The 12985-nt window shown below is 39.3% G+C and carries 11 protein-coding genes; all 11 read left to right on the top strand.

The features are described from left to right. Positions 1-336: 336 nt before the first annotated feature. On the top strand, positions 337-777 hold the full coding sequence (gene mraZ / locus J6O61_RS09895) for a division/cell wall cluster transcriptional repressor MraZ (protein ID WP_292212544.1): 441 nt from the start codon (positions 337-339) through the stop codon (positions 775-777). A gap of 313 nt (positions 778-1090) precedes the next feature. After that, positions 1091-2029 (top strand): 16S rRNA (cytosine(1402)-N(4))-methyltransferase RsmH, encoded by a 939-nt coding sequence (rsmH, locus tag J6O61_RS09890; RefSeq protein WP_292212540.1) that lies wholly within the window; start codon positions 1091-1093, stop codon positions 2027-2029. Between the two features lie 40 nt (positions 2030-2069). After that, the gene (locus J6O61_RS09885; RefSeq protein ID WP_292212537.1) at positions 2070-2504 is read left to right on the top strand and encodes a cell division protein FtsL; all 435 of its coding nucleotides are present in this window, start codon (positions 2070-2072) and stop codon (positions 2502-2504) included. A gap of 71 nt (positions 2505-2575) precedes the next feature. Continuing rightward, positions 2576-4849, top strand: a complete 2274-nt coding sequence (locus J6O61_RS09880) for a penicillin-binding transpeptidase domain-containing protein (protein WP_292212535.1) — start codon at positions 2576-2578, stop codon at positions 4847-4849. A 13-nt stretch (positions 4850-4862) separates the two neighbouring features. After that, positions 4863-5828, top strand: a complete 966-nt coding sequence (gene mraY / locus J6O61_RS09875) for a phospho-N-acetylmuramoyl-pentapeptide-transferase (protein ID WP_292212533.1) — start codon at positions 4863-4865, stop codon at positions 5826-5828. Positions 5829-5856: 28 nt separating this feature from the next. Then, positions 5857-7227: a UDP-N-acetylmuramoyl-L-alanine--D-glutamate ligase gene (gene murD / locus J6O61_RS09870; RefSeq protein ID WP_292212530.1), complete on the top strand. Its 1371-nt coding sequence runs from the start codon at positions 5857-5859 to the stop codon at positions 7225-7227. Between the two features lie 38 nt (positions 7228-7265). Further along, positions 7266-8411, top strand: coding sequence for an FtsW/RodA/SpoVE family cell cycle protein (locus tag J6O61_RS09865; RefSeq protein WP_292212528.1), 1146 nt, complete (start codon positions 7266-7268; stop codon positions 8409-8411). A gap of 6 nt (positions 8412-8417) precedes the next feature. Beyond that, positions 8418-9230: a cell division protein FtsQ/DivIB gene (locus J6O61_RS09860; RefSeq protein WP_292212525.1), complete on the top strand. Its 813-nt coding sequence runs from the start codon at positions 8418-8420 to the stop codon at positions 9228-9230. 109 nt (positions 9231-9339) lie between these two features. Continuing rightward, positions 9340-10581, top strand: coding sequence for a cell division protein FtsZ (gene ftsZ / locus J6O61_RS09855; RefSeq protein WP_292212546.1), 1242 nt, complete (start codon positions 9340-9342; stop codon positions 10579-10581). A 149-nt stretch (positions 10582-10730) separates the two neighbouring features. Continuing rightward, the gene (nrdR, locus tag J6O61_RS09850; RefSeq protein ID WP_074884266.1) at positions 10731-11243 is read left to right on the top strand and encodes a transcriptional regulator NrdR; all 513 of its coding nucleotides are present in this window, start codon (positions 10731-10733) and stop codon (positions 11241-11243) included. A 148-nt stretch (positions 11244-11391) separates the two neighbouring features. Further along, a complete protein-coding gene (locus J6O61_RS09845) occupies positions 11392-12981 on the top strand; it encodes an ABC transporter substrate-binding protein (protein WP_292212523.1) in 1590 nt (529 codons plus the stop codon). Positions 12982-12985: the final 4 nt, after the last annotated feature.

The following is a 12985-nucleotide window of genomic DNA, read 5'->3' as shown; positions in this document are numbered from 1 at the left end:
TTATAGCAGAACGGCAGATGAGCTGGAAGTTTAGACATAGTTATGTGAACGATTTTGAAATGATGATAAATGGATATAAATAAGCCCACAAAAGACTTGTGCTCTGAATAAGCATGAAACAAGTCTTTTGTGGGCGTTTTATGTTCAATTTATCACATTGAAAAATACCGGAGTGAACAGAACTATGTCTAAACATTCAGTTCATATGCGTAAGTTTTCAAGAAAGGATACTTTATATATTTTTAATGGACAGTAAGAAAAAAGTGTTCTATAATGTGCTTGAGTGGTAAAAAGTGTCAAAAAGTGGTTGAAAGTGGTAGAAAAGTGGTAAAATAAGTGGGAGCAGCATTTAAAGGCGAATATAGTCATTCCATAGATGCTAAGGGAAGACTCATAATACCTGCTAAATTCCGCGAGCTTTTGGGTGATCAATTTGTGGTTACTAAGGGCTTTGACGGATGCCTTTTTGTGTTCGCAGAAAAGGGCTGGAACCAGTTCGAGGAAAAGCTACAGTCTCTACCAATGGATAAACCGGAAGCCAGAATGCTTGGGCGTTTCTTTATTGCAGGTGCGATTGATGCCGAAGTTGACAAGCAGGGAAGGATTCTTTTACCGGCTAATCTTTTGCAACATGCAAAGATTGAAAAGGAAGCAGTTATCGCAGGTGTAGGTAACAGAGCTGAAATTTGGAGTAAGTCAGAGTGGGAGAAGGCAAGTACTTTCGATGACATCAACGGAATTGCCGCTAAGATGAGTGAATATGGTTTAAGCATTTAAGCCATGCATTTCATGAGATTATGCAAATTGGATGCTTGCATACATATTGGCGATAATCTCATGAAATATAGGGCGCAAGCCCACCAACGAGGAACGCGGAGCGTTTCGAGTCTGGTGCATGGCTTAATAACGGAAAATGTATGCATTTCATGAGATTATACAAATTGGATGCTTGCATACATATTGGCGATAATCTCATGAAATATAGGGCACAAGCCCACCAACGAGGAACGCGGAGCGTTACGAGTCTGGCGCATGGCTTAATGACAAAAGCGTGCATAGATATTATGAGAATATGCAAGTAGGTAAAAGTATGGAATTCAAACATTATTCAGTACTTCTTGATGAGTGCTTGGACAATTTGAATATTAAGCCTGACGGAATCTATCTTGATGGAACACTTGGAGGTGCCGGTCACTCTTTTCATATAGCAGAGAGACTGACAAGCGGTGGACATCTTTACGGAACCGATCAGGATGAAGATGCCATAGCAGCAGCCACTAAGAGATTAGAACCATTTGCAGACAGAGTCACTATTATAAGAGATAACTACGAGAATGCAGTTGTAAGGCTTAAAGAATTGGGGGTAAAGGGCGTTGACGGAATCCTTCTTGATCTTGGGGTTTCATCATACCAGCTTGATAATGCCGAAAGAGGATTTACCTATAAGGAAGATGTTCCTCTTGATATGAGAATGGATCAGAGGCAGGCTCTTACTGCCAGAGATATCATTAACGATTATTCGGAAATGGAACTGTTTCATATCATAAGAGATTATGGCGAGGATAAATTTGCCAAGAATATTGCAAAACATATCTGTATTGAAAGAGCTAAATCTCCAATTGAAACAACAGGCCAGCTTAACGACATAATCAAAGCGGCAATACCTGCCAAGATGAGAGAAAAAGGAGGACATCCTTCAAAGAGAACTTATCAGGCAATTAGGATTGCTCTAAATAGAGAACTAGACGTTTTACAGAATTCTTTGGATGGATTTATAGATTTTTTAAATCCCGGTGGAAGACTTTGTGTAATCACATTCCATTCATTGGAAGACAGAATAACCAAGAACAATTTCAGAAAAAATGAAAATCCTTGTACCTGTCCGCCGGATTTTCCGGTTTGTGTATGCGGAAAAAAATCCAAGGGAAAGATAATAACAAGGAAACCTATTTTGCCGGGTGAAAGGGAACTTTCAGAGAATAAACGATCTCAAAGCGCCAAGCTGAGGGTGTTTGAAAAAATAATATGATTTATAGCAAGCTGCAAATGCAGTAAGAAGGGAGGCTGACATGGCAAATGAATATATTCGCGGAAATGCAGTAAGAAAGATAAATGAACCAAACCATAAAAAAGACAAATTCCATGTGCAGGAGCCTCAAAAGAAGAACAGAAGACGTCATCACATGAGTCTTGGGTATCTTGTATTTTTATCATTGGCAATGGTACTTATGGTGGGAACCCTTGCCTGGTATATTAACCTGCAGTCACAGATAAAAAACAGTGTTAAACATGTGGCACAACTTGAAAGCCAGCTTAATACTTTGAAACAGGATAATGATGAGGCTTACAACAGAGCTAATGGTAATGTGGATCTGGATGAGGTTAAAAGAATTGCTATTCAGGAGTATGGTATGACTTATGCCAGCGAAGGACAGATTGTGACATACAGCGATGGCGGTGGAAATGACTATGTACGCCAGGTTGCACCTATACCACAGAACTAAGCATAAAAATTTGCCCCGGATACTAAATGTGGTTATAATTGTAATGGTGTAATTGGAAGGATTTAGTATTAATGAAAAGGCGTAAGGAAAAAAATAAACAGAAGTTTACTATAGGAATGCGGAAAAAGCTGGTGGTGCTGTTTGTATTGGTACTACTGGCTTTCGTTGGGTTAGGGGTCAGACTTATCCTTATAACTAAAAACAATGGTGAAGAATATCAAAAACAGGTTCTTTCCCAACAACAATATGATTCCACAACAATTCCTTTCAGAAGAGGAGAAATACTTGATTCAAACAATACTATTCTTGCTTATAGTGAGAAAGTATACAATGTGATTCTTGATGCCAAGATTCTGTTAAGGGATTCTAAATATCTCGAACCGACAGTAAAAGCACTTGTGAGATGTTTTAATCTTGATGGCGGAGAAATACGAAACTATCTTTCTGAACATCCTTCTTCCCAATATTATATTTTGGCAAAAAAGCTGTCTTATTCGGAAATAAGTGAATTTCAGGGACTTATTACTCCCGGATCTGATACTTATGACGAGAATATACAGGGTGTATGGTTTGAAGAAAGCTATATCCGTAAGTATCCAAACGGGTCACTTGCAAGTGACCTTATTGGTTTTACTTCCAGTGATAATACCGGAATGTACGGTCTTGAGGAGTATTACAACAGTGTACTTAGCGGAACCCCGGGCAGAGAATATGGTTATCTTGATGATGATTCCAATTTGGAAAGAACCACAATTTCTGCTACGGATGGAGATAGCATAGTTACAACTATTGACGGTAATCTTCAGACGATCGTTGAAAAACATTTAAAAGAGTTTAATGAACAGTACAAGAATAATGCCAGAGAAGGAAACGGCGCCAATAATGTGGGCTGTATAATAATGGATGTCCATACAGGCGATATTCTTGCCATGGCCAGTTATCCCGGATTTGATCTTAATAATCCGAGAGACACATCAGCACTTATAGGTATGCCGGCAGTTGATGAAAAGGGCAATAAGGTACAGGGAGAGTCGGTTTATGACTCTGGAGTATATATTACAGAGGAAATGCTTGCTGATTTTACAGATGAGCAGCTCTATCAGAATTACAATGCACTTTGGAAAAACTTCTGCATAGCCGATACCTATGAGCCGGGTTCTGTCGCAAAACCCTTCACTGTAGCAACAGGACTTGAAAGCGGTTCTATAACAGGAGATGAAGTTTACAACTGCCTCGGTAAGCTTGAGGTTGGCGGTTGGGAGATCAAATGCCATAATACATATGGTGATGGTTACGTTTCGGTATCGAGAGGCATTGAAATATCCTGTAACGTTGCAATGATGTATGTTGCCCAGGCTATCGGCGTTAATACTTTTACCAAGTTTCAAAAAGACTTCGGTTTTGGACTTAAGACAAACATAGACCTTGCAGGTGAGGCGAGAACAGAAGGCCTTACTTACAGTGCATCAAACATGACATCCACCGACCTTGCTACAAATTCATTCGGACAGGGCTTCAACGTTGATATGATTGAGATGATCACGGCGTTTTGTTCACTTATTAACGGCGGCTACTATTATGAGCCTCATGTAGTTAAAAAGATTGTCAGCAGTAGTGGAGCTACTATTAAAAATATTGAACCACGAGTATTACGACAGACAATATCACAGAGTACATCCGATAAGATCATAGAGTATTGTAATCAGGTCGTGGCGGGAGCTGAAGGTACAGGTAAAACAGCCCGTCCTGCGGGGTACATGATAGGCGGTAAGACAGGAACTGCTCAGACACTTCCCCGTGGAAACCATCAGTATGTAGTTTCTTTTATGGGATATGCGCCGGCATCCGATCCTGATATTGCAATTTATGTTGTGGTAGACAGACCTAATGCTCTTTATCAGGATGATGCCAAGTTTGCAACCAGAATTGTAAGAGCGGTTCTTACAGAGGCACTTCCGTATCTTAACTATCCTATGACAGAAGAACTTTCTGAAAAAGAAATTGCTGAGCTTGAAACCCTTCGTGAACAACTGGTCACAACAGCAGTTGCCGAGGATGAAAATAGCGAAGAAGGCTCGGAAGAGGCTGAAAATACAGAAAATGCAGGTGATACAGAAAATACAGAAGAAGCTGCAAGTGAGGCATCTTCAGATACTACATCGGTAGACAGATCAAGCATTTGGGAGTCGTTTGACAAAGATCCTACTACGGGATATTATGTAGACCCGAGTAACGGAAATCTTATTGATCCGGATACAGGAAGTGTAATCGGAGGAGATGCGCTTCCGGATTTTGAAGGAGAGCCGGGCGAAGCTTCTTCAGAAAGCAGTAGTGCTACTAATTAATAGAGGTTGTATTATGGAAAACTATTTAAGCAGAATTTTAATCCCTGTTCTTGTCTCATTTGTAGTGGCGGTTATTATCGGACCATCAGTAATCGGCATGTTAAAAAAACTTAAGGCAGGACAGACAGAACGTGAAGAGGGACTTGAGTCTCATCAGAAAAAGACAGGTACTCCGACAATGGGAGGAATTATTTTCCTTATTCCGTTTTTTGTGATCGGTTTATTCTATGGGGCAGGTCACAAGGAAGTTATTCCTGTTCTTATTCTCACTTTTGGATTTGGGATTATCGGATTTATTGATGACTACATTAAAGTAGTAAAAAAACATAATCTTGGTCTTCGTGCATGGCAAAAAATCCTTGGACAATTTCTGATTGTAGTGATCTTTGCTTTATATATAGAGAACTTTACAGATCTTTCACTTGCTATGAAAATACCTTTTACGGATATAATGCTTGATTTTGGCTTTTGGAATATTCCTGTTCTTTTCTTTATTGCTCTCGGAACAGCAAACGGAACTAATTTCACAGATGGAGTTGACGGACTTTGCGCATCGGTAACAGCAGTTGTAGCGGCATTTTTTGCGGTAGCCGGAATGGTAACAGGTGCTACAGGCGCAGAGGCTATGTCTTCGGCAATGCTGGGAGGCCTTTTGGGATATCTTGTGTACAACGTGTATCCCGGAAAGGTTATGATGGGAGATACAGGTTCACTTGCAATTGGAGGCTTTGTTACAGGAATAGCTTATGTTATGCATATGCCTGTCTTTATTGTGATAGTTGGATTTATCTACGCTTTAGAAGTGGTTTCGGTTATAATGCAGGTTTCATATTTTAAGATAACACACGGTAAAAGAATATTCAGAATGGCTCCTATTCATCACCATTTTGAAAAAGGCGGCTGGTCTGAAACTAAAGTTGTAAATGTATTTACTACAGTAACAATTCTTATGTGCCTTATTGCATATGCCGGATTGTAATAACTATTGATATGTGAAGGAAAAAGAAATGAAAGCAGAAGATATTATTGGAAAAAAAGTACTGGTAATTGGTTCCGGGCTGTCAGGAGTCGGATCTGTGAGACTTCTTCATCAGGTTGGAGCACAGCCTATCGTATTGGAAGAAAATACGAAGGTTACTGTAGATGATATTAAAAATAAGCTACATGAAGAGGATAGAGATAACACACAGATCATAGTGGGTGAAATATCAGATGAAGTGCTTGATACACTGGCCTTAACTGTTCCAAGTCCTGCAGTTCCCCTTGATGCACCTACAGTTATGAGAATTAAAGCAAAAAATATCCCTATATGGAGTGAAATTGAGCTTGCCTATAGTTTTTCAAAGGGAAGGCTTGTTGCTATAACAGGAACAAACGGCAAGACAACTACCACAACTTTGGTTGGGGATATAATGAAAGCTTATTTCTCTGATACATATGTTGTCGGGAATATTGGCGTTTCTTATGCTGAAAGTGCGCTTAAAATGACTGAAGATTCCGTTACTACCGGTGAAATCAGTTCTTTTCAGCTTGAGGCAGTTGATAACTTCCATGCCAATGTTTCTGCTATTCTTAACATAACACCTGATCACTTAAACAGACATCATACAATGGAATGTTATGCTTCCATGAAGGAAAACATAACTAACAGACAGACAAAAGATGATACTTGTGTGCTTAATTATGACAATGTTTACACAAGAGATTTCGGAGCAAGATGCCCTGCCAAGGTTATATTTTTCTCTACTAAAGAAAAACTATCCGATGGCTTTTATCTCGATGGAGAAGAAATATTTATGAGTACTTCAGGCAATGCCACAAGTATTATGAATATTCATGATATGAATCTTGTTGGACTTTGCAATGTTGAGAATGTAATGGCTGCTATTGCAATTTCTCTTTCAATGGGAGTTCCGCTTGCAACGATTCTCTCTGTTATACACTCATTTAAGGCGGTTGAACACCGAATTGAATTTGTTGCTACTAAGAGAGGCGTTGATTATTACAATGATTCAAAGGGAACTAACCCTGATGCTGCTATTCAGGGAATCAGAGCGATGAGTAAGCCGACGATTTTAATTGGCGGTGGCTATGATAAGGGCAGTGAGTACGATGAGTGGATTGAGAATTTTGGGGATAAAGTAAAGCTGCTTGTTCTTATCGGTCAGACAAAAGAAAAGATAGCAGAATGTGCCAAAAAGCATGGCTTTAACGATTATTGTTTCAAAGACAGCTTTGAGGAAGCACTGGAATATTGTACATCAAGTGCCAAGGAAGGTGATGCGGTTCTTTTGTCGCCGGCTTGTGCAAGTTGGGATATGTTTCCCAACTATGAAACCAGGGGGAAGAAGTTTAAGGAATACGTAAATGCGTTATAACTTGGAGCATAACGCTATAGTTGTTATGAGGGATAAAGGTGGAGAGAGTTAAGACATTAAGAAAACCAAAGATAGAATCGTATATTGATTACAGTCTGGTTTTCATAGTGCTGTTTTTGCTGGCTTTTGGGCTTGTTATGTTATATTCAACCAGCTCATATGAAGCAAATCTGGATTATGGAGATTCGGCTTATTATTTTAAGCATCAGCTCGGACCGACAATTATCGGTCTGGGAGCTATGATTTTTATGTCCTATTTTCCATACAGGATATTAAAAAGATTTGCATTTCCTATCTATGTAATAGCATTGTTTTTACTTCTTTTGCTTATTCCTTTCGGTAAGGTAATAAACAATGCCAAGAGATGGATAATTATCATGGGTATCTCCATCCAGCCGGCGGAAGTAGCTAAGTTTGCAACCATAGTATTTACATCGACATTGATTATTAAATTGCAAAAAAGGCTTATGCAGCCCAAAGGCTATGCTACCGCATTAGCTTTTCCTACTGCGCTTGCTTTTCTGGTTTATTCTATTACCAGTAATTTGAGCTCTGCCATAATCATAATGGGAATTACAGTCATCATGCTTTTTGTGTCCACTCCCGGGTACAAAAGGTATATAATTGCAGCTCTTTCTGTACTTGCGCTTGCGACGGTAATAGTTCTTATTGTTGCAAATTCAGCCAATTCCAGCGGAATGAACTATAGATTTAAGAGAATTCTGGTCTGGCTTGATCCGGCAGCTTATGCAAGTGGAAAAGGATTTCAGACATTACAGGCTCTTTATGCAATAGGATCAGGAGGAATATTTGGCAAAGGTCTTGGAGAAAGCATGCAGAAAATGGGATTTATTCCTGAGGCACAGAATGATATGATCTTTTCAATCATTTGTGAAGAATTGGGGCTGTTCGGAGCTATTGCGGTAATGCTTATGTTTTTATTGCTTATCTGGAGACTTATGGTTATAGCCAATAATGCACCGGATATGTTTGGAGCTCTTTTGGTCATTGGCGTTATGGGACATATTGCAATTCAGGTTATTCTCAATATTGCAGTTGTTACGAATACAATACCCAATACCGGAATTACACTTCCGTTCATAAGTTATGGCGGTTCAGCGGTTATTGTACAGCTGGCTGAAATCGGTATGGCGCTGAATGTGGCCAGAAACATAGGAAGATAATCAAAAATGGCAAAAAGAAAGCGCAGAAAACGGGTTAAAAAGAATACTTTCAGTATCAGAGTTTTTTTTGAAAAAATAGAAGACTCCTTAAGATATAACAGGAGTCTTTATATTATTATTGGCATAGTACTGGCTGTTTTTATAGTGGGACTACTGGTTTTTACTTTTATCAGGGATAATTACACTATTACTAATGTCTATGTTTCGGGAAATACTCACTATACCAACGAAGAAATCATAGATATGGTAATGACGGATAAGCTTTGTCAAAACTCATTATATCTTTCGTTAAAATACAGAAATAAGTCCATAGAGGGAGTTCCTTTCGTGGAAAAGATGAGTGTGGAAATTGTTTCTCCCGACACTATTCGTATTAACGTTTATGAGAAAGCAGTGGCAGGTTATATTTCATATCTGGGACATTATATATATTTTGACAGAGACGGAATCGTTGTGGAAAGTTCTCTTGAAAAGAGCGATGATGTTCCGGAAGTATTGGGACTAAGCTTTGATTATGTCATTCTTTATGAAAAGCTCCCAATAGAAAATGCTGATGTTTTTGAGGAAATTCTGGATATTACGCAGCTTTTGTCCAAATACAGCCTTAAGGCCGACAAAATATTTTTTGATAGTGAATATGATGTATATCTGTATTTTGAAGGAATTGAAGTAAGCATTGGCACAAAAGATTATATTGATGAAAAAATAATTCAACTTCAGTACATCTTACCGGAACTTGAAGGGAAAACGGGAATGCTTGAAATGAAAGATTACGACGAAGACACAAAAAACGTGACTTTTGAAGAAAAAATACAGTAAATTGTCTGTAAAAAACCATAAATTTATAGGAAAAAAACAGGTTGATAATTGAGCAAAAAAATCGTATTATAGCTATTAGGAGTCTATGGATTATGAAGGAGGAGTTGTTTTGCTGGAGATTAAGTCAAACGAAGCAGATAATGCCTGCAAGATAATTGTCGTTGGGGTCGGCGGTGCAGGTAATAATGCTGTTAATAGAATGGTAGACGAAAATATTACCGGTGTAGAATTTATCGGTATAAATACAGATAAACAGGCTCTTCAGTTGTGTAAAGCCCCTAAGCTTTTGCAGATTGGTGAAAAGCTTACTAAGGGACTTGGTGCTGGAGCAAAGCCTGAAATTGGCCAAAAAGCGGCCGAAGAGAGTGCAGAAGAGATTTCTGCAGCACTTAAGGGCGCTGACATGGTTTTTGTTACTTGCGGTATGGGCGGTGGAACAGGAACAGGTGCGGCGCCTGTTGTTGCTAAACTTGCAAAAGAGATGGGAATTCTTACCGTAGGTGTTGTTACTAAGCCTTTTAGTTTTGAGGCTCGTGTTCGTATGCAGAATGCTATGCTCGGCATACAGAATATCAAGACAAATGTTGATACGCTTATTGTAATTCCTAATGACAAGCTTCTTCAGATTGTTGATAGACGTACTACAATGCCGGATGCGCTCAAGAAAGCAGATGAGGTTCTTCAGCAGGCAGTACAGGGAATTACAGACTTGATTAATGTACCGGCAGTTATTAACCTTGACTTTGCTGATGTTCAGACAGTCATGAAGGATAGAGGCATTGCTCATATCGGTATTGGTTCCGGTAAGGGTGATGATAAGGCAACCGATGCTGTTAAGATGGCTGTTGAAAGCCCGCTTCTTGAAACCAAGATCAATGGTGCTTCTAATGTTATCATTAACATTTCGGGTGATATTACTCTTACAGATGCTTCTGATGCTTCTGAATATGTACGTCAGCTGGCAGGTAATGATGTAAACATCATTTTCGGTGCTATGTATGATGAAAGCAAAACTGATTCCTGCACAATTACTGTAATTGCAACAGGAATAGATGATAAGGCAACTATGAGTCCTTCAATGGCTAAGCCGGCAGCTACTGCAGCTCCAGCCAGCACTCCATCGGCAACAGCCACGACAGCCACAGCAGTTCAGCCTACAGTTACCGTATCTCCTGTTACTCCGAGTGCTACAGTAACACCGATGCAGCCTGTGGTTGAGACAATTGGGATTTCTCGTGAGAATGTAGCTTCTGCTCCAAAGCCTACTCTTGGTATCAACAGACCTACCGATATTAAGAGCACAGTAGAACCTAAATCACTTAAAATTCCGGATTTCTTACAGAGAAAATAAAAATAAATGAAATAGTGATAAAAGCCTCTTGCATTTTTTGCAAAAGGCTTTTATTTTTTCTGGAATAATGCTACAATAATTTGTGTGGTTGTTTGTTTTCTTCACCAACATGTAGTGTACATGTCAATGAGAAAAATGGAGGAAGTATTATGAAGTGCCCATTCTGTGGGAAAGATGATACCAGGGTAATTGATTCGAGACCGGCTGACGATAATACGTCAATTAGACGCAGAAGAGTTTGTGATTCCTGTAGCAAGCGTTTTACTACATATGAAAAAGTGGAGACTATACCATTAATTGTTATAAAAAAAGGTGACGTTAGAGAGCCGTACGATAGAGCCAAAATCGAGGCTGGTGTCTTTAGGGCATGTCATAAGAGACCTGTCAGTGCAGAGCAGATTACCAAAATAGTTGATGCTGTGGAAACTGAAATTTTTAATATGGAGCAAAAAGAGATTCCAAGCAGAGCTATTGGAGAAATAGTAATGGATAAGATGAAAAATCTCGATCCTGTTGCTTATGTCAGATTTGCTTCTGTTTACAGAGAATTTAAGGATGTAAATACTTTCATGGACGAACTTAAGTCTGTTCTAAAAAAAGAAGCGGAGGGAACCATAACAGACAGCACCGATAAAAACACACCGCTGTTAAAAAAAGAATAAGCATCTTATCCTCTTAATTAATAGTCAGCACATTAGTGGAAATTTTGGATTTATTAGCCTTGACAATAAGTTGTCAAGGCTTTATATTTACATAGAATTTAAAAATTTCATATAGGAGGAAGATTTTAACATGATTAGAGGAGATGTTATGAAAAAAGGAGTATCATCACTTCTGATGATCGTGTTAACAACACTGACTGTTGCATTGAGCGGATGCTCAAGTGACAAGGCAGGGGATTCTGCTTCTTTAGACCAGAGCGCAGTGGCGAGCACTGACACAGTGACTGGCACAGCTGATACAGCGTCTGAAGCTTCTGCAGATGATCTTTCTAAGCTTATCGTAGGTATACCTCAGGATATAAGCGATCTTGACCCTCATTATGCAACGGGGGCTGGAATCAAAGAGGTATTATTTAACGTCTTCGAAGGGCTTGTAAAGCCAGACGCTAGCGGTAATCTTATCCCTGCTGTAGCAAGTGAAGTTAACATTTCAGAGGACAACAAGGTTTACACATTTACACTTCGCGATGGAATTAAGTTCCATGATGGAAGCCTGGTTACAGTAGAGGATATCAAGTATTCTATTGACCGCAACAGAGGCGTTGATGGCAGCGAGCCATTAGTTTCTTCATTTTCCGGTATTGAGAGTGTAAATATTATTGATGACAGCCATGTGGAGATAGTTCTTAAGGATGCCAATTCTGAGTTTTTGCCGCTTCTTACAGTAGCAATTATTCCTGAGTCCAATGAGAATCCCGGAACTAACCCGATTGGTACAGGCCCTTACAAATATGTTTCAAGTTCACCGCAGGAGAACTTTATTGTAACAAGATTCGATGATTACTGGGGTGACAAGGCATATATCAAGGATGTTGTATTTAAAGTCGAAGCTAATTCAGATGCAATAGTTTTAGACCTTGAGGGTGGCTCACTTGATATGGTTGCCCGTCTTACAAGTGCTCAGGTTGCACAGCTTTCTGATAAGTTTGAAATTTATGAAGGTACAATGAACCTGGTTCAGGCTCTGTATCTTAACAATGCGGTTGAGCCATTTAACGATGTAAGAGTCAGACAGGCTCTGTGCTATGCTATTAGTCCGCAAGAGATCATGGATTTCGTTTCCGACGGTGCAGGAACAGAGATCGGAAGTGCGATGTATCCTTCTTTTACAAAGTACTATGATCCTGCCCTTAATGATACATACAATCAGGATATTGACAAGGCAAAGGCTCTTTTGACAGAGGCAGGCCTTCCTGATGGATTTGAATTTACAATTACCGTTCCTTCCAACTATGCGCAGCACGTTGATACTGCACAGGTTATAGCCGAGGAACTCAAAGCTATTGGTGTGACAGCCAATATTCAGGAAGTTGAATGGAATACATGGCTTAGTGATGTATATTCTGACAAAAATTATGAAGCTACAGTAGTAGGATTTGATGCTTCAACACTTTCTGCTTCAGCACTTCTTGCCAGATACTGCTCAGATTCAAGCAAGAACATGTTCAACTTCAAGAGTGATGCATATGATGCAGCTTATGCAAATGCAGTAGCAACTTCTGATGATGCTGAAAAGACACAGTACTACAAAGAGTGTCTCAAGATTCTTTCAGAAGAGGCAGCAAATGTATATATTCAGGATCTTCCTGAATTCGTTGCTCTTAACAAGAAATTTACAGGATATGAGTTTTATCCTCTTTATGTACAGGATATAGCAAAAATAAGACCTGCACAGTAAAGAA

The sequence above is a fragment of the Butyrivibrio sp. genome, from assembly GCF_017635265.1.
Lineage (GTDB): Bacteria > Bacillota > Clostridia > Lachnospirales > Lachnospiraceae > Butyrivibrio.
This window is presented reverse-complemented; position numbering and strand designations above follow the sequence as displayed.